Here is a 17,676-nt window from a genome sequence, read left to right on the forward strand (position 1 = left end):
AGCTCCTTATGACGGTAAGCGTGACGCAATGTCCCGCAAGGGTAGATCAACCGGCCAGCAAAAGCGAACGCTGGCGCCGCCGAGCGGGCTGCTTTCAATGGAGACATTTCCCTGCATGGCCAGCGCAATAGAGTGCACGATCGCCAGACCCAAACCACAACCGCCGGTGGCGCGATCGCGGCTTGGATCGAGGCGTACAAAAGGCTCGAACACGCGGGCGCGCTCTTCCTGCGGAATGCCCGGACCGTCGTCTTCCACCTGCAAACAGCCCAGCGCGCCATCAAACCATAAGCTGACGCGCAGGCGCTGTTGCGCGTAGCGCAGGGCGTTATTCACCAGATTATCCAGCACGCGCTCCATCAGGCGCGTATCGGCGCTGCCGACGTTCTCCAGCTGCGGGATATCCAGCGCAATCTGCGTCTGCGGGTTCATGGTTTGCACGTCTTCAATGTGTACACGCAGCCATTGCGCCAGATCGAAGGATTGCAGATGAAGATCAACGCGTGGGCGATCGAGGCGCGCATACGTCAGCAACTCCTCAATCAAACTCTCCAGCTGACCCACATCGCGGTTCAGCGCGGCGGATTCCGCTGCGGTGAGGTTATCGCTCATCTCCAGCCGGTAACGCAGCCGCACCAGCGGCGTACGCAACTCGTGCGCAATGCCGTCAATCAGCTGTTTCTTGCTGGCAACCAGCGTGTTGATGTTCTCCGCCATCTGATTAAACGCCACGCCAAGACTGTGCAGGCTGGACGTGCTTTCAAAATGGGTGCGCACGTCGAGTTCGCCACGACCAAAACGCTGCGCGGCTTTCTCCAGCCGCTGCATCTCTTGCCAGTGCGGACGCAGCCAGATAAATACCGGCAGCGCCAGCGACATACCGATAAACGCCAGCAGCGCAATGTCGAGAATGCGCATCTGATGCAGATAGAAAAGGTAAGGAATCGGGCCGACGGAAAGTACGTAATGACTGCGCGGAATATGCTGTAAGAAGGTGTACTGATCGTCAATCGCCACGATTTCGCCGGCGCGCAGGCGCTTCATATCCGCGTCACCCAGCTGATATTTGCTCATCGGCTCAATATTCAGATCAAACGACAAATCGAGATCGAGGCTGCGAATGGTTTTGCTCCAGTCGCGCGGGGGGATCTCACGCAGTTCGCTGCGCATCAAGAACAGCGAACTCGCCATTAAATCGTTCATCGACTGGCGTCCGGCGCGTTCGGCGGTGAATTTGTACACCAGCCCAACCAGCAGTGTCATCACCAGAAAACAGACGAACAGCAGCAAATAGAACTGAATAAAGAGCTTTCTCATGCGGAACGGGTATCCCAGGCCTGCGGCGCGAACAGATAGCCTTTGTTACGGATGGTTTTAATGCGGAACGGCTCGGTGGCGCTGTCGTACAATTTTTTACGCAGGCGAGAAATCGCCACATCAATGCTGCGATCCATGCCATCGTAGGTTACGCCGCGCAGGGTTTTCAGCAGCGCATCGCGATTGAGGATCTGTCCGGCGTGATTTGCCAGTTCCCACAGCAGATCGAAATCGGCGGTGGACAGCACAATATTCTCCTCAAACAGCGTCACCTGACGATTGAGCGAGTCGATGGTCAGTGAGCCAAAACGCAGCACGCGCTGTGAGCTTTGCAGGGCGGGCGTCACTTCCGGCTGACCGACATGCGCCTGACGCAGATGCAGACGCAGACGCGCCAGCAACACCGCCGGCGGCGTGGTTTTGAGAATGTAATCGTTAGCGCCCATTTCCAGCGACAGAATGTGGTTCATGTCGCTGTCGAGCGAAGTGAGCAAGACAATCGGACCTTGCCAGCTGGCACGCAGATCGCGGCACAATGTCATGCCATCTTTGCCGGGTAACATGATGTCCAGCATCACTAAATCGGGATCGTGCAGGGCGATGGTGGCTTCGGCGCGGTCACCGCGCGTTTCAACAATAACTTCAATATCGTGGCGGCCAAGGTAAGCGGCGATCAGTTCGCCCACTTCTGGCTCATCTTCCACATAGACGATTTTGTTCATAATTCACTGTGACGGATGAGAATCTCAGCAGCATAGCTTTTCCTGGTCCTGAGCTCTACGCTACCGCACGAAATATCCCTGCGTTACTGGTATGTATACCGTGAAATGTGCCATTATTAGCGGCGCGTTGTAGCGCAAGGTTCGGAACCGTAACGAAAAACAGGAGGAGTGCGAGGGTGTCTGATAAAGAGCTGGCTTCAGCCGGATACAGTGATCGCATCTGCTTCAATTACAGTGATTTTCTCTCCGCTTCCTGCAAAAAACGCTGGAGTTTTGTCGATGCCATTTATGGCGTGATGCCGATTTTTGGCATGGTGACGCGTAAATCGGCGCACAACCTTCAGGCCAGCGACGATCATCTGAAAGAATTAGCATTACAAATCATTTCAACGCAGGTGAGCGACGAGATTAATATCGCGCGCTTAATCACCTTAGCCGAGCAACAACACATCAGCCGCTTTGATATTCAGCTGCCGTATCCGCTGTCAGCGGAGCAGCTTGACGCTATTCATCAGGAATACCGTAAGCCGCTCAATCTGACACAGCAGGATGACCTGCTGTGCGTTTCTATTCCCGTCCAGCCGCACTAATTCGTTAGCTGCCACAATGCGGGCAGTGACGCCGCAATCAACAACACAATCGCGATGCGCTCCAGCTGTGACAACACTTTGTCGCCACGGCCGCCGCGTCGTGCAAACAGGAACAGCAGCAATCCAGGCGCATAGAGCACAACAGAGAGCAGCAGATGCAAAGGACCCGACGCATACAGCAGCCAAATGCCGTAGGCGCTGGCACCGACGCCGGTAAACATCGCCCAGGGTTTGTTCTGCCCGCGCACCACCTTTATCAGATACAGACCCACCAGCAGATAGGGCACCAAAATCATCTCTGAAGCGATGGTCAGCAGCGTGTTGTAATCCGCGCCGGTTAAGGCGATCAAAATCAGGCAAACCTGCACGCTGCCGTTGGTCAGCCATAACGAGGCCGAAGGGGAGTTGTGGCGGTTCTGACGCGCGATGCTGCGCGGGAAGGCACCTTGTTGTGCGGCGAGGAACGGCACTTCAGCGGCCATAATCGTCCAGCTCAGATAAGCGCCGCACACCGAAATAATCAATCCGACCGCAATCACCGCATCGCCCCAATGACCGAGCAAATGCTTCATCAAACCGGCCATAGAAGGATTGCGCATCTGCGCCAGTTCGGCACGCGGAATCACGCCTAACGACAGCAGCGTGACCAGCAAATAGACCAGCAGCGCGGCCAGCACCGCCATCAGCGTGGCGCGTCCGACATCCTGCTTATTACGTGCACGCGCAGAAACCACCACCGCGCCTTCCACACCAATAAACACCCACAAGGTGATCAGCATGGTTTGCTTCACTTGCTGCCACAGCGGCTGACCAAGCTCGACGCCGCTGAAATCAAAGCGGAAGCGATCGTAGTTGAACGCCAGCAGCGCCAGCACGACAAACAGCAGCAGCGGCACCAATTTGCCTAAGGTCGCCAGCAGATTAATGCTGGCCGCAGTTTGCACCCCGCGCAGCACCAGACAATGCACCAGCCACAGCAGCACCGACGCGCCGAGCATCGCCTGCCACGTATTACCATCACCAAACACCACGCGATCCGGCGTGTCGGTAAAGAAACTCAGCGCCGAGAAGACGATCACCAGATAAGAGACGTTGGCGATTACCGCGCACAGCCAATATCCCCACGCCGAGCAGAAGCCCATCAGCTCGCCAAAGCCGGCGCGCGCATAGGTAAAGATGCCGCCATCCAACTCCGGTTTCAGCCGCGTCAGTAACAGCATGGCGAGCGACAGGAAGATGATGCCAACGCCGGTGATGAGCCAGCCGATCAGCAATGCCGCCGGGCCGGCAACCGCCGCCATATTTTGCGGCAGGCTGAACACGCCAGCGCCCAGCATAGAGCTGAGTACCAACGCGGTGAGCGCACTAAGACCTAATTTTTTATCCAAAACGCCCATCCTAAACAGCAGAGTATGCTGGGTGGTGACGATTCCGCTGGAGTGTCGCGTGGCAATGAGCCAACTTTGAAACGGAATCCCCTAAAAACAGGCGGCAGATTTTACGGAGTGCAAACGGGGAAGGCAATGCAAGACTATGCAAATCTGCGCACAGATTATGCAGTTAGTATGAAGGAGATTTTGAAAAGGGCGACGGACGCCGCCCTTAATCGCAATTACTTGAACAGATCGGCGGTGACGGTCAGGTTGCCGCCGCTCTGGTTCTGCCATTGACGCGTGATGTGATAGTACTTCGCGCCTTTATCCACCGCACGCTTGCCAACCGCTTCAGAGATTTCGGTTGGAGTACCGAAGTGATCGGAGAAGGTGATGGTGTCAAACGGCTGCATCTGCGCAGCAGTAATGGCGTTCACTTCCTGCACGCTGCGGCCATCGGCGGTTTTCACCGTGTAACGTTGGCCGGTTGAGCTTTGCGTTTCGAAGAAACGACCGACGTTGCGGCTTGGAGTATCCGAAGAGGCTACGCCAGGAATGGCCACTTTAGTGGCGGCGGTGCCGCCAGCGGCCAGTGCTGCTTTACCGGCTTCAGAATCCGCTGGGATTGAATCAGAGGTGTTCTGCACTTTACGTTCTGGCGCATCAGCCTTGTAAACATACGCGGTCACGTACTGGTTGCCGCCATTGTTCGCATCAACCTGACGCACAATAAAGAACGAAGCCGCGCCTTTATTTTTGGCTGCCTTGGCAATCGCTTCATTAACATCCGGCTGGCTGGAGAAGAAGCCATTTACCGACACGGTGTCATACGGCTCAAGGCGATATGCTTCTGCTTTCGGCAGCTCTTTCACGCCAGAGAAGGTGCGATATTTAGTGGAATCATCCGCTTTTGGTGCGTTGGCTTTATACAAATCAGCCGTTACGCGCCAGTTACCGCCGTTGCCGTTGCTATCATTAATACCCTGAACATAGAAAGAGTCAGCGCCTTTGGCATCGGCTTGTTTGGAGATGGCATCAGTTGCATCGCCAATCGCATTGAAACGGCCGCTGATATTAATACGTTCGAATGGTTTCAACGCGGCCGCTTGCTCTGGCGTTAACTCTTTAGCAGCGAACGCATTTGCTGCCAGCAGTGATAACAAGGTTGACGCCAGAATGGTGTTCTTCAGCTTCATAAAAATGATCCTTCGCCTTACGCAAAATGAGTACGAAAACGTGCTGGACTCTTGATGTATAACAGATTAGCCGCTGATTATTGCATGTAATAATCGGCCTGTCTCAGCCAATTTAAGCGCATAACATTGACAATCTCTGCCGTTTATTCATCGACCTGTCATTTACTTCTGTTACGGCTCTTTTTTGCACAGATAACCACTTATTCTGGTAACACTTAGTGCCATAATAGTTAACGCATTGTTAATTAAAGGTTTTTAAAAACACTTAATTCGACATGACACGATTTTGCGCAGCAGAATATTTTTTAATAAACACCAAATGCAGTCGCAAAACGTGGCATTCAATCTTTGTGTCTGAATATTTGTGTGAATGTCATAAGTAGGCGCTATCGCTGTGGATCACTCTTCATATTTTCAGTAGGTTATAAAGACTTTGTTACATTGTGCATTTTGCTCATAAAAAGCTGAAACACTGTTTCGGCTTTTGAGCTTTTTGCCACTTACAGAACCTCATCCTTTAATTGTTGAAAGGAAACAGTATGTTAATTGGGATACCCAAAGAACGGTTAGCCAACGAGTCGCGCGTGGCCGCCACGCCAAAGACCGTTGAGCAACTGATCAAGCTGGGATTTAGCGTCACCGTTGAACAGAGCGCGGGACTTCGCGCCAGCTTTGATGATGAGAGCTTTATCGCCGTCGGCGCCACTATTACTAACACTCACGATGTGTGGCAATCGGACATCGTTTTAAAAGTGAATGCGCCGGACGATCAGGAGATTGAACTGACGCGCGCCGGTAGCACGCTGGTGAGCTTTATCTGGCCTGCGCAGAATCCTGCGCTGCTGGAAAAGCTGGCAGCACGTAACGTCACCGTGATGGCAATGGATTCGGTGCCGCGTATTTCACGTGCGCAGGCACTGGATGCGTTGAGCTCAATGGCGAACATCGCAGGTTATCGTGCCATCGTTGAAGCCGCTCACGAATTTGGCCGCTTCTTCACCGGACAAATCACCGCTGCCGGTAAAGTGCCGCCAGCCAAAGTGATGGTGATCGGTGCGGGCGTCGCGGGATTAGCGGCAATCGGTGCGGCAGGCAGTTTAGGTGCCATCGTGCGTGCTTTCGATACGCGTCCGGAAGTGAAAGAGCAGGTGCAAAGTATGGGCGCCGAGTTCCTTGAGCTGGACTTCGAAGAAGAAGCGGGCAGCGGCGATGGTTATGCCAAAGTGATGTCTGAAGCCTTTATTAAGGCGGAGATGGAGCTGTTTGCCGCGCAGGCGAAAGAAGTGGACATTATTGTCACCACCGCGCTGATTCCTGGCCGTCCGGCACCGAAGCTGATTACTGCTGAGATGGTTGCCAGCATGAAACCGGGCAGCGTGATTGTCGATCTGGCCGCGCAAACCGGCGGTAATTGCGAATTAACGGTTGCCGATCAGGTGACCTTAACCTCCAATGGCGTGAAGATTATTGGTTACACCGATTTGCCAAGCCGCCTGCCAACGCAATCCTCACAGCTTTACGGCACTAACCTTGTCAACCTGCTGAAACTGCTGTGCAAAGAGAAAAACGGCGAAATTACCGTTGATTTCGAAGACGTGGTGGTGCGCGGTGTGACGGTGATTCGTGATGGCGAAGTGACATGGCCAGCGCCGCCGATTCAGGTTTCCGCCGCGCCGAAAGCGCAACCCGCCGCACAGCCGCTGCCGAAGGCCGAAGCCAAACCGGTTTCGCCATGGCGCAAGTATTTGCTGCTGGCATTGGCGGTGGTGCTGTTTGCCTGCCTGGCCAACGTCGCACCGCCGGACTTCCTCTCGCACTTCACCGTGTTCGCGCTCTCTTGCGTGGTCGGCTATTACGTGGTGTGGAACGTGAGTCACGCATTGCACACGCCGTTGATGGCCGTTACCAACGCCATTTCCGGCATTATTGTGGTGGGTGCGGTGCTGCAGATGGGCCACGGCGGTTGGGTAACGATTCTGTCGTTCATCGCCGTACTGATCGCCAGCATCAATATCTTCGGTGGTTTCACCGTCACCCAGCGCATGCTGAAAATGTTTCGTAAGAATTAAGGGGTAGCAACATGTCTGGCGGATTAGTTACTGCAGCATATATTGTTGCCGCGATTCTGTTTATTTGCAGCCTTGCCGGTCTCTCGAAACACGAGACCTCAAAGCAGGGTAATATTTTTGGTATGAGCGGCATGGCGATTGCGCTGCTCGCCACCATTTTTGGCCCGAACACCGGGAACGTGGCCTGGATTTTGGTGGCGATGGTGATCGGTGGTGCGATTGGTTTGCGTCTGGCGAAGAAAGTCGAAATGACCGAAATGCCGGAACTGGTTGCCATTCTGCACAGCTTCGTGGGTTTAGCTGCGGTATTGGTGGGCTTCAACAGCTACATCGATCACGCTCCGGGCCTCGCGCCGGTGATGGAAAATATCCATCTGACCGAAGTGTTTCTCGGCATCTTCATCGGTGCGGTGACCTTTACCGGCTCACTGGTGGCGTTTGGCAAACTGCGCGGCAAGATCTCCTCTTCAGCGCTGATGCTGCCACATCGTCATAAAATGAACCTCGCGGCGTTGGTAGTTTCCTTCCTGCTGATGCTGTGGTTCGTGCAAACTGATAGCACCGGCGCGCAGGTGTTTGCGCTGCTGCTGATGACCCTCATTGCGCTGGTGTTTGGCTGGCATCTGGTGGCGTCGATTGGCGGTGCGGATATGCCGGTTGTGGTCTCGATGCTGAACTCTTACTCCGGTTGGGCTGCAGCGGCGGCAGGCTTCATGCTGAGCAATGATTTGCTGATCGTTACCGGTGCGCTGGTCGGTTCTTCCGGTGCCATCCTCTCTTACATCATGTGTAAAGCGATGAACCGCTCCTTTATCAGCGTGATCGCCGGTGGTTTTGGTACCGACGTAAGCGTGGGCGGCGAAAGTGATGAAGTTGGCGAGCACCGTGAAATTACGGCGGAAGAGACAGCAGAAATGCTGAAAGCCTCTTCTTCTGTGGTGATCACGCCGGGTTATGGCATGGCGGTGGCGCAGGCGCAGTATCCGGTTGCGGAGATTACCGAAAAGCTACGCGCGCGCGGTATCAAAGTTCGCTTTGGTATTCACCCGGTTGCCGGTCGTTTGCCTGGTCACATGAACGTACTGCTGGCGGAAGCGAAAGTACCATACGATGTGGTGCTGGAAATGGATGAGATTAACGATGACTTCAGCGATACCGATACCGTTTTGGTTATCGGCGCGAATGACACCGTTAACCCAGCCGCACTGGATGATCCGCGCAGTCCAATCGCTGGCATGCCGGTGCTGGAAGTGTGGAAAGCGCAGAACGTGATTGTGTTTAAACGCTCGATGAGCACCGGATACGCAGGCGTGCAAAATCCGCTGTTCTTTAAAGACAATACGCAGATGCTGTTTGGCGATGCGAAAGCGAGCGTGGAAGGCATCCTGCGCGCGCTGTAAAAAAGCAGGGCGGTGATGTGATTCACCGCCCTGAGTAGAAATAAGTAGGGCGGCCATTGCGAGCCGCCCTTTTTTAATCAATCGTCTTCATCTTCTTCGTCATCGTAATCAATCGGCGATTTGAAATCGTCTGGCTTGATCGCCAGCAAATCACAACGCAGATGATCAATCACCTGTTCCGCAGTGTTACCCAGGAACGCGGCTGACAAACCGGTACGGCCAATGGTGCCGAGTACCACAATACCGGCATCCAGATGCGAGGCGATATCCGGAATCACTTCCTCGGGCAAACCTTTCGCCACATGAGTGAACTCTTCGCTGATGGAGAATTTTTGACGCAGCGCTTTCATCGCCACTAAATGCTGGCCGCGAATCGCGTCGTTGTAGACGCTGGGATCAAAGTCGGGCAGTTCAATAGCAATATTGATCGGTGTGATGGGATAAGCGCCGACCAAATGCACTTCGGTGTGATTCACCATCTCGGCCAGCAGCGTGGTTTCACGAATCAGCTTCTGATTGAGCTCATCATGATGCGGCTCTTCGCTGGCTAAGTTGACCGCCACCACCGCTTTGCCGCCTTCAGGCCACGCCTGATCTTTCACCATCCACACCGGACATGGACATTTACGCAGCAGATGCCAATCTGTCGGGGTGAAGATGACCGCTTCGAGGCGATCGTGCTGGTGCGCCATTTTCAGCACTAAATCATGCTGATGCGCCATTATTTCCTGGATGATGGCTTCATATGGACGGTTATGCCAAACCACTTTGATTTCAATTTCAACGCCGGCCTCAATATACGCCTGGGCCTGTTGGCGGATCCATTCGGTACGTTGGCTGATTACCCCTTTGCGCATATTGGAGCGCTCGTCGGGCGACAGCAGCGTGGTCATTTCATATGAGAAGTCGTAGATAGGCAGGAAAGCTTTGATTTTTCCGCCAATACGTTGATTGAGATAAACCGCACGACGCAGCGCGGGCTGATCGTCCTGCTGGGCATCAATAGCCACCAGAATATTTTGGTACCGGGACATAAGCCGATCTCCTAAAACCAAAGCAAGTTGGGTTAAAGATAGCCTAAGTTTGGACAGGGCAGAAGCGGAAAAGTTGTTGCCGGATCAATAAAATAACTTTTATTAACCCGGCACAGAATCACGCGGCTTGTTCGGTCTGGCCAGCTAATTCTGCCAGCAGAGCGTGGTTCTCGATGGTGATATATTTGCCTTTCACGGCCAGCATGCCACTTTTCTGGAAGCGACCCAGCAGACGACTGATGGTTTCTACGGTTAGTCCCAGATAGTTACCAATGTCGCCACGCGTCATGGTCAAACGGAATTCACGCTGTGAGAAACCGCGCTGGCCGAAACGGCGCGACAGGTTCCAGACAAATGCCGCCAGACGCTCTTCAGCATTTTTCTTCGACAGCAGCAGAATCATATCCTGATCGCCTTTGATTTCACCGCTCATCAAACGCATCATCTGCTGACGCAGCGCCGGCATTTTACCGGAGAGGTCGTCGAGAGTTTCAAACGGAATTTCGCACACCATCGCGGTCTCCAGCGCTTGCGCAAAGCTCGGATGTTTGGCGCCGACAATAGCGTCAAAACCAACCAAATCGCCTGCCAGATGGAAGCCAGTAATTTGCTCGTCGCCTTGTTCAGTGATGGTATAGCTTTTGATGGTGCCGGAGCGGATAGCGTAGAGAGATTTCAGTTCATCACCGGCTTTGAACAGCGTCTGGCCTTTTTGAATCGGCTTTTTGCGCTCAATGATGTTATCCAGCTGATCCAGTTCGTGCTCGTTCAGCGTGAAGGGAATACACAATTGGCTGATACTGCAATCCTGACAATGGATGGCACAACCGCCAGACTGAATACGTCGAATGCTGCGTTTTTCCTGGATCATATAGTTACGCTCGATGATTATTGACTGCGGTCAATTTTAACATTTTTCTAAGCGAAGGGAACTCATCCGAGCAGTAAATGTCCTTAAAACCCTACAAATGTCAGGTATTACGCGGTTTGCGCTGGTCTGGCTGGAGGGCATTTATTGATCTGGAACGTTTTGTTGCCAGGTTTACAGCTATACCGCGCTTAATACAGCGCAAAAAGTGACAGATGTTTTGCCAATAATCCTTTGCTACTCTTTTGCTTTAGCGTCGAACTGGACGCACAGGCAAACACCAGGCGAGAGGAAACACCATGAACCTTGATGATGAAGACCTTTTCCGTGATGCCATGGGTGATGTGACACCATTAAAAAATTGCGCTAACACCCAATGGCTACGCGCCCCTTCGCCTAAAGCGCCGCGTGCGCCGCAGGAAAGTGACGAGCAGGAAAATTTCCTCACGCGTGGCTTTCTCGACATCGTTCCCCTGACAACATCGCTGGAGTTCAAAGTCGAAGGCGTACAGCAAGGCGTACTGGATAAGCTGCGACTAGGCAAATACCCGCCCGAAGCCAGCCTAAATCTGTTGCGTCAACCGGTGGAAACCTGTCGTCAGGCGCTGTTCAGCTTTATGCAGCAAGCCAATAAGCATGGATTGCGCAATCTGCTGATCATTCATGGCAAAGGGCGTGACGATGAGTCGCACGCCAATATTGTGCGCAGCTATGTGGCGCGATGGTTGCCGGAATTTGCAGAAGTGCAGACCTTTTGCACGGCGCAGCCGAAAGACGGTGGAGCGGGCGCGCTCTACGTCGGTTTACGCAAAACCGAACAGGCGCGCCTGGAGAACCGTGAGCGTCATGCGAAACACAGTCGCTAGCTGTGGAATTTGCGGATGGTCGCCATCAACACTTCGGCGCTCAGGCTTAACGGGCTGCCGCTGCGCGTAATAATGCCCACCGGTTCGCCTGGCCCCGGCGAGGCAATCGGTAGCGCGCACAACGCATCATGATTCAAATCTTCTTTGATGGCGCCAGAAGGCACAAACCACACATAGTCGTAACGTAGCGCCAGCTGGCGCGCCAGCGATGTTGATGAGGTTTCGACGCAGTTTGCTGGCAAGGTACAACCTTGCTCATTCAGCATATGCTGCGCGATACGGCGCGGTGCGGTGCCTTCCGGCGAAATCACGACCGGCCACTGCATCGCGCGCGACAGCATAACGTTCTCGCTCAATAGCGGATGATCGGGGCGCACCACCAGTTTGAGTGATTCCAGAAACAGCAATTCATAAGTCAGTCCGGCCATCATATCGCTGTCCGCCATACGACCAATCCCGACATCAAACTCACCCGCACGTAAACCGGCCAACAGCACGTTGTTATGCAAGGTCGCGACCTGCACCGTGGTGTTGGGTTGCTGTTCATGGAAGCGATCGAGAATTTGCGGCAGCATACCCATCGCCGCGGTAGTCAGCGCGCCGAGCCGAATCACCACCGGTCGGCCCGGCTGCGGTGCGTTGAAGCTCTGCCCGGCATGATTGAGCGCATCCAGCACTTTCACCGCATGAATCAGAAACTGTTCGCCCAGCGTGGTGAGCTGCGCGCCGAGCCGTCCGCGCTCAAACAGTCGCGCGCCGGCCAACTCTTCAAGCTCATTCAGTGTTTTCGACAAAGCAGGCTGGCTCAGATTGAGCGTTTCCGCGGCGCGACCGAGCGTGCCTTGCTGCGCCACCGCCACAAAGGTATGTAAATGACGCAAGCGAATGCGCTGATTGAAAAGGATATTTTTGTCCATACGCCCAACATAATGAGTTATGCCGAGTAGCAGCAATGAGGAAACGTTAATTATGTTAACTTGCCTGCAAATTTATATTAACAAAACAACCGCTATGCAAGCTTCGCCGCTAACCTGCTGTATTTATGAGTAAAGCTGAAAAAGACACTTTTTGCAGCCTATTCACGCGGTCTAAAATCAACAACATACACCGAAAAAAGTTGAATAATTCTCAATTACATCCAAAAACAGTGCCTGTTATTGTTAACGATGAGCTATGATAAGCGCCGTTTTTTTTACTAAAACTGATGCCCTAAACGGTTAAAAGTGCAGGAGTCGTTACGTGACCAGCGTTGAAGCAGTAGACGTTCGCCAGCTTATCAATAAGAGTGCGCTTAGCAGCTGGCAGAAGCGCTTAATCGCGCTGTGCTTCGTGGTGGTGGCGCTGGACGGCATGGACATTGCGCTGATGGGCTTCATTGCGCCCACGCTGAAAGCCAGTTGGGGCGTCACTAATCATCAACTCGGCATGGTGATCAGCGCGGCGTTGATTGGTCTGGCATTGGGTGCGATGGTCGCCGGACCGCTGGCCGATCGCTACGGTCGTCGCGTGATGATCCTGATCAGCGTGCTGTTTTTCGGTCTCTGGACGCTGGCCACGGCGATGGCGCAAAACATCGAACAGATGATGCTGTTCCGCTTTCTCACCGGTTTAGGGCTTGGGGCCGCGATGCCCAACGTGGGCACGTTGGTGGCCGAATACGCGCCCGAACGTCGCCGCTCATTCATTATCACCGTGGTGTTCTGTGGCTTTACCTTCGGTGCCGCGACGGGAGGCTTTGCCGCTTCGTGGCTGCTGCCGCGTTATGACTGGCACTCCGTAATGTTGATGGGCGGCGTGCTGCCGCTGCTGGTGCTGCCCTTTTTAGTGCGCGGCTTACCGGAATCGGTACGTTTTCTGATTAGCCGTCGCGCGCCTGCCGCACATATTCACGCCATCCTCGAACGTATGCTGCCCGGCACCGTGCAGCCGGGTAGCCATTATCAAAGCACTGAGCTGCCCACCGCGCGTAAAGGTTCGGTGGCGACCGTGGTGTCGCGCCGCTATCTGTTCGGCAGTTTGATGTTGTGGGGCGGCTACTTTATGGGGCTGTTCCTCGTTTACCTGATTGGCAGCTGGATGCCTTCATTGATCAGCACGCTCGGCATGTCGGTGACGGAAGCGGCGATTGTCACGGCGATGTATCAGGCCGGTGGAACCATTGGTTCGCTGTTTGCTGGTTGGTTGATGGATCGCATCAACGCCAATCTGGCGCTGGCGGTGATCTATTTCTGCGGCGGCATCGCCATTGTGGCTCTGGGTTTTTCACCCGCGCAGGTCGGCTTAATGAGCGCCATCGCTTTCTGCAGCGGCTTCTGTTTTAACGGCGCTAATACCGGCATGAATGCGCTCTCCGCCAGCTATTACCCAACCCACGCGCGCGCCACCGGCTCCAGCTGGATGCATGGCATTGGGCGCATCGGCGCTATCCTCAGCGCCTTTGTCGGTGCTGAGTTGTTAACGCTTGGCTGGACGTTCAGTCAGATCTTTCTGCTGCTGGCGATTCCCGCCGTGTTAACCACCATCATGCTGGTGCTGAAATGTCGCTTTGATGACCAGTCAAACCTCACCGAGTGACAAGGCGATCACAGTTCCACGAAATTGTTACCCGCCGCTAAAGGGTTGATCTACAGTAGCAACAACCCGTAAGCCCAAGGTGATGATGATGCCAAACTTTCTCAGCAGCGATGCCATCCGCACGCTGTTTTCGCAGGCAATGTCGACCCTGTATCAGCAGGAAGTGCCGCAATACGGCACGCTGACGCAGCTGGTCACCGCCGTTAATGAACGTACGCTGGAAGCCAATCCCGAGTTAAAAAATCGCCTGTCGGCCGCCGATGAACTGAGTCGCCTGAGCGTCGAGCGTCATGGTGCGATTCGCGTCGGCAAGGCTGATGAACTCAGCACGTTGCGCCAGATGTTTGCCGTGATGGGCATGGAAGCGGTGGGATATTACGACCTGTCGCAAGCCGGTGTGCCGGTGCACTCCACGGCGTTTCGTCCGGTCAGCGATCGCGCGTTGCGCCATAATCCGTTCCGCGTTTTCACCTCGCTGCTGCGTCTGGAATTGATTGATGATGCGGCGCTGCGCGAGAAGGCCGCTGCGATTCTCGCCGCGCGCGATATCTTTACGCCGGGTTGCCGCGCATTGATCGCTAAGCATCAGCAGCAGGGCGGCTTAAACGCAGCCGATGCCGCCACTTTCGTGCAGGAAGCGCTGGAAACCTTCCGCTGGCATGCGCACACCACCGTGGACAGCGCCACTTATCATGCGTTGAGCCAGCAGCATCGTCTGATTGCCGATGTGGTGTGTTTCCGCGGTTGCCACATCAACCATTTAACGCCGCGCACGCTGGATATCGATCGCGTGCAAGCGCTGATGCCTTCGCGCGGCATCGATCCCAAAACCCTGATCGAAGGTCCGCCCCAGCGCAAAGTACCGATTCTGCTGCGCCAGACCAGCTTCAAAGCGCTGGAAGAAGCGGTGCACTTTAACGATGGCACGCCGGGCACGCACACCGCGCGCTTTGGGGAGATTGAACAGCGCGGCGCGGCGCTCACCCCGAAAGGGCGTGAACTTTACGATCGCCTGCTGGCCGAAGCCGGCACCGGCAGCGATAACCAGCATCACCAGCAACATCTCAGTGAAGTGTTTGGTGATTTCCCCGACGACGAAGAGACCTTGCGCGAGCAGCAGCTGGCGTGGTTCCGTTATCGCCTGACCGAAAAAGGCGAGCATCTGCCACCACGCGCGGGCGAAAGCGTGACGCAGTTGCTGGCAGAAGGGCGTTTAAGCGCCGAACCGATCGTTTACGAAGATTTCCTGCCGGTGAGTGCCGCAGGGATTTTCCAGTCGAATTTAGGCGATGTGGCGCAAACGCGCAGCGCGGGTAATGCCAGCCGTGCGGATTTTGAAAGCGCTTTAGGTAGCGCGGTGCAGGATGAAATGGCGTTGTATCAGCAGATGCAGCAGCGCAGTCTGGAGCGCTGTGGCGTAGCCTAAGGAAAATTGTACAGCCGGCCTGTAACTTTTGCAGACCGGCTGCTTTTCTTGTCGTTATTGCAAGCGCGCGTCACGCACCAGCGTGTACTTCCCGGCACCCAAAAACATAATGGCGAGCGCACCCAGCAGGTAAAGGGCTTCTGTCTCCAGCGACCAGGCACCGACATCTGTGCGATGCCAGACTGCGCCCATTTTTACCAGCAGTGTCGCAACAATCATGTTCACCGCAATAATGAACGCCGCAGGGCGCGTCAGTAATCCGATGATCACCATTACTGGTGCCGCTATTTCCCCGATGTAAGCACCGTAAGCGATGAAACCTGGCATCCCTTTGACGGCGAGCATGTGCGCAATCCAGCCCACGCCATGCACCACTTTGAACGCCCCGTGAAACAGCAGCAATCCGCCAAACGTCAGGCGTAACAGCAGTTTGCCGAAGTCCGGGTGATCGCACATCCGGTTGAACATCTGGTTAATGCCACCAAACATGGTGTTTCTCCGTCGCGCCAGGTTAACTTGCAACCTTAAAACAAATGGTCTCAATGGGGTTAGCCAAAATATTTGATGGAGTTGTTCAAAGAATCGCGCCGCGTTTCGGCTTAATCTGCAAATGCTTTCAGAACATGGACATTCGTCCAAGGCCTGCAAATAATGGAACGATGCATTATCAGGGAACCCGAGATGAAAAATGAACGACGTCTGAGGATCATGACCGCAGAAGGTGAACTCATAGGCCTGATTGACGAAGATCTTTTTGTCTTCAAAGGAATACCTTACGCAGCAGCACCCACCGGCGCTTTACGCTGGCGACCGCCGCAGCCGGTGCAGCCGTGGCAGGATGTGCGTGACGCGACCGAATGGGGCGCGGCAAGCTGGCAGAACCGTGACTATTGCGTGGCCGCTGGCGGTGGCGATCCCGGTCGCTTCAGTGAAGATTGTCTCTACCTGAATATCTGGACGCCAGATGTCGAGCCCTCGCGGCCGTTGCCGGTGATGGTCTGGTTGCACGGCGGCGGTTTTTCCATCGGCGCAGGTAATCTCGATCCCTATCGCGGTAAAGCGCTGGCGGCGCAAGGCGTGGTGGTGGTAACGCTCAACTATCGGCTTGGTCACTTCGGTTTCTTCTCTCATCCGGCGCTGGATGCGCAATATCCCGCCGGGCGCGTGATCAACAACTTTGCCTTACTCGATCAAATTGCTGCGTTGCAGTGGATTCAGCGCAACATTCCTGCGTTTGGCGGCGATCGCCATAACGTGACGCTGTTTGGTGAATCCTCTGGCGCGCGCAGCGTGTTATCGCTGTGCTGTTCACCGCTCTCCGAGGCGCTGTTTCACAAAGGCATCGTACAGAGCGCCTACAGTTTGCCCGACATCCCGCAAAAGCAGGCACAACAGATCGGTTTGCAGGTCGCGGCGCATTTTGCTTTACCCGAAGATGCCAGCGCCGAGCAGCTGCGCGAGCTACCCGCCGAACAATTCTGGCCGTTAGAGCGCCCGCTGGCGCTTGGCCCGGTGCCCATCAGCGGCGATGCGGTGCTGCCGAAACCGATGTTAACCACATTTATGAGCGGCAAGCAGCATCGCGTCCCGTTGATGATTGGCAGCAACAGCGATGAAGCCAGCGTGCTGGACTATTTTGGCGTGGATGCCACGGCGGTGTTGCGACAGATGCGCAGCAAGAACCGCGTCAGTTATCGCCTGATGAAATGGCTGTACGACATTCATGATGATGCGCTGCTGGGACGCGCGGTGGCGCGTGATATGGCGTTCACGGTGTTACCGTTGATAGTCGCTCAGGCGCAGCACAATATCGGCATGCCCGCATGGCGTTACTGGTTCGATTACGTCTCCGAAAACGCGCGCGATCTCTATCCGCACGGCACCTGGCACGGCAATGAAATTCCCTATGTCTTCAACACGCTGGATACGCTAACGCCGCCGGCGGAACGCAGCTACAGCGAGCAGGATAAAGCGTTCGCCGGCGCAGTCAGCGCCTATTGGGTCACCTTCGCGCGTGAAGCCAGCGAGTTCAGCGCGCATTTACCCGGCGAGGTTGATTGGCCAGCCTGGCGACCGGGCGAAGATTTGACGCTGGCGTTGGGCGATCAGGGCAAAGCCCAGGCGGTGGTGAAGGCGCGCTTTATGCGTGGACGGCTGCGTTTGTTCCGTTTGATGATGTGCAGCCACGTTAAGCTTTGATGAGCCTGCTAATGGTTTAAGCAGGCAAATGAATTTATAAGC

15 protein-coding genes are annotated in these 17,676 nt (G+C 54.8%); 7 read left to right on the plus strand and 8 right to left on the minus strand.

What is annotated here, in order from left to right; all coding sequences use genetic code 11:
* Nucleotides 1-6: 6 nt before the first annotated feature.
* The gene (rstB, locus tag HX773_RS13420; RefSeq protein ID WP_176971911.1) at nt 7-1,317 is read right to left on the minus strand and encodes a two-component system sensor histidine kinase RstB; all 1,311 of its coding nucleotides are present in this window, start codon (nt 1,315-1,317) and stop codon (nt 7-9) included.
* Nucleotides 1,314-2,039 carry a two-component system response regulator RstA gene (gene rstA, locus HX773_RS13425; protein WP_176971912.1) on the minus strand — a complete coding sequence of 242 codons (726 nt, stop codon included), beginning with the start codon at nt 2,037-2,039 and terminating at the stop codon, nt 1,314-1,316. Before rstA ends, rstB begins: the two co-directional genes overlap by 4 nt.
* Before the next feature lie 176 nt (nt 2,040-2,215).
* Here rstA and HX773_RS13430 point away from each other — a divergent pair, with 176 nt between their 5' ends.
* The gene (locus tag HX773_RS13430) at nt 2,216-2,629 is read left to right on the plus strand and encodes a hypothetical protein (protein WP_008106403.1); all 414 of its coding nucleotides are present in this window, start codon (nt 2,216-2,218) and stop codon (nt 2,627-2,629) included.
* Here HX773_RS13430 and HX773_RS13435 read toward each other — a convergent pair.
* Together HX773_RS13435 and ydgH are read right to left on the minus strand one after the other, a co-directional pair.
* Nucleotides 2,626-4,017 carry an amino acid permease gene (locus HX773_RS13435; RefSeq protein WP_176971913.1) on the minus strand — a complete coding sequence of 464 codons (1,392 nt, stop codon included), beginning with the start codon at nt 4,015-4,017 and terminating at the stop codon, nt 2,626-2,628. The two genes, HX773_RS13430 and HX773_RS13435, sit on opposite strands and share 4 nt — an antisense overlap.
* Before the next feature lie 224 nt (nt 4,018-4,241).
* Nucleotides 4,242-5,198 carry a DUF1471 family protein YdgH gene (gene ydgH / locus HX773_RS13440; protein ID WP_176971914.1) on the minus strand — a complete coding sequence of 319 codons (957 nt, stop codon included), beginning with the start codon at nt 5,196-5,198 and terminating at the stop codon, nt 4,242-4,244.
* Between the two features lie 539 nt (nt 5,199-5,737).
* Here ydgH and pntA point away from each other — a divergent pair.
* The gene (pntA, locus tag HX773_RS13445) at nt 5,738-7,267 is read left to right on the plus strand and encodes a Re/Si-specific NAD(P)(+) transhydrogenase subunit alpha (protein ID WP_176971915.1); all 1,530 of its coding nucleotides are present in this window, start codon (nt 5,738-5,740) and stop codon (nt 7,265-7,267) included.
* An 11-nt stretch (nt 7,268-7,278) separates the two neighbouring features.
* A complete protein-coding gene (gene pntB / locus HX773_RS13450) occupies nt 7,279-8,667 on the plus strand; it encodes a Re/Si-specific NAD(P)(+) transhydrogenase subunit beta (RefSeq protein WP_176971916.1) in 1,389 nt (462 codons plus the stop codon).
* Between the two features lie 77 nt (nt 8,668-8,744).
* On the opposite strand, the gene uspE is transcribed toward pntB, so the two are convergent.
* Nucleotides 8,745-9,701, minus strand: a complete 957-nt coding sequence (gene uspE / locus HX773_RS13455) for a universal stress protein UspE (protein WP_176971917.1) — start codon at nt 9,699-9,701, stop codon at nt 8,745-8,747.
* A 118-nt stretch (nt 9,702-9,819) separates the two neighbouring features.
* On the minus strand, nt 9,820-10,572 hold the full coding sequence (locus tag HX773_RS13460; protein WP_008106391.1) for an FNR family transcription factor: 753 nt from the start codon (nt 10,570-10,572) through the stop codon (nt 9,820-9,822).
* Nucleotides 10,573-10,868: 296 nt separating this feature from the next.
* Here HX773_RS13460 and smrA point away from each other — a divergent pair, with 296 nt between their 5' ends.
* Nucleotides 10,869-11,435, plus strand: coding sequence for a DNA endonuclease SmrA (gene smrA, locus HX773_RS13465; protein WP_176971918.1), 567 nt, complete (start codon nt 10,869-10,871; stop codon nt 11,433-11,435).
* Here smrA and HX773_RS13470 read toward each other — a convergent pair.
* Nucleotides 11,432-12,352 carry a LysR substrate-binding domain-containing protein gene (locus HX773_RS13470; protein ID WP_176971919.1) on the minus strand — a complete coding sequence of 307 codons (921 nt, stop codon included), beginning with the start codon at nt 12,350-12,352 and terminating at the stop codon, nt 11,432-11,434. The two genes, smrA and HX773_RS13470, sit on opposite strands and share 4 nt — an antisense overlap.
* A gap of 322 nt (nt 12,353-12,674) precedes the next feature.
* Between HX773_RS13470 and HX773_RS13475 the strand changes: the two genes are divergently transcribed.
* Entirely contained in the window at nt 12,675-14,009 is a 1,335-nt protein-coding gene (locus HX773_RS13475) for an aromatic acid/H+ symport family MFS transporter (protein WP_176971920.1), read from the plus strand.
* 88 nt (nt 14,010-14,097) lie between these two features.
* Entirely contained in the window at nt 14,098-15,435 is a 1,338-nt protein-coding gene (locus HX773_RS13480) for a VOC family protein (RefSeq protein WP_176971921.1), read from the plus strand.
* Between the two features lie 54 nt (nt 15,436-15,489).
* Here HX773_RS13480 and HX773_RS13485 read toward each other — a convergent pair whose 3' ends face one another.
* Complete coding sequence (locus HX773_RS13485; RefSeq protein ID WP_176971922.1) at nt 15,490-15,924, minus strand: DoxX family protein; 435 nt, start codon at nt 15,922-15,924, stop codon at nt 15,490-15,492.
* A gap of 192 nt (nt 15,925-16,116) precedes the next feature.
* On the opposite strand from HX773_RS13485, the gene HX773_RS13490 reads away from it, so the two are divergent.
* The gene (locus HX773_RS13490) at nt 16,117-17,634 is read left to right on the plus strand and encodes a carboxylesterase/lipase family protein (RefSeq protein WP_176971923.1); all 1,518 of its coding nucleotides are present in this window, start codon (nt 16,117-16,119) and stop codon (nt 17,632-17,634) included.
* Nucleotides 17,635-17,676: the final 42 nt, after the last annotated feature.

It is taken from the genome of Pantoea sp. B9002 (genome assembly GCF_013385945.1).
Classification (GTDB): Bacteria; Pseudomonadota; Gammaproteobacteria; order Enterobacterales; family Enterobacteriaceae; genus Pantoea.

Excerpts from the sequence above, each read along its gene's own strand:
- rstB (WP_176971911.1), bottom strand. The coding sequence starts at position 1,317 with ATGAGAAAGCTCTTTATTCAGTTCTATTTGCTGCTGTTCGTCTGTTTT.
- rstA (WP_176971912.1), bottom strand. The coding sequence starts at position 2,039 with ATGAACAAAATCGTCTATGTGGAAGATGAGCCAGAAGTGGGCGAACTG.
- ydgH (WP_176971914.1), bottom strand. The coding sequence starts at position 5,198 with ATGAAGCTGAAGAACACCATTCTGGCGTCAACCTTGTTATCACTGCTG.
- pntA (WP_176971915.1), top strand. The coding sequence starts at position 5,738 with ATGTTAATTGGGATACCCAAAGAACGGTTAGCCAACGAGTCGCGCGTG.
- pntB (WP_176971916.1), top strand. The coding sequence starts at position 7,279 with ATGTCTGGCGGATTAGTTACTGCAGCATATATTGTTGCCGCGATTCTG.
- uspE (WP_176971917.1), bottom strand. The coding sequence starts at position 9,701 with ATGTCCCGGTACCAAAATATTCTGGTGGCTATTGATGCCCAGCAGGAC.
- HX773_RS13460 (WP_008106391.1), bottom strand. The coding sequence starts at position 10,572 with ATGATCCAGGAAAAACGCAGCATTCGACGTATTCAGTCTGGCGGTTGT.
- smrA (WP_176971918.1), top strand. The coding sequence starts at position 10,869 with ATGAACCTTGATGATGAAGACCTTTTCCGTGATGCCATGGGTGATGTG.
- HX773_RS13470 (WP_176971919.1), bottom strand. The coding sequence starts at position 12,352 with ATGGACAAAAATATCCTTTTCAATCAGCGCATTCGCTTGCGTCATTTA.
- HX773_RS13480 (WP_176971921.1), top strand. The coding sequence starts at position 14,098 with ATGCCAAACTTTCTCAGCAGCGATGCCATCCGCACGCTGTTTTCGCAG.
- HX773_RS13485 (WP_176971922.1), bottom strand. The coding sequence starts at position 15,924 with ATGTTTGGTGGCATTAACCAGATGTTCAACCGGATGTGCGATCACCCG.
- HX773_RS13490 (WP_176971923.1), top strand. The coding sequence starts at position 16,117 with ATGAAAAATGAACGACGTCTGAGGATCATGACCGCAGAAGGTGAACTC.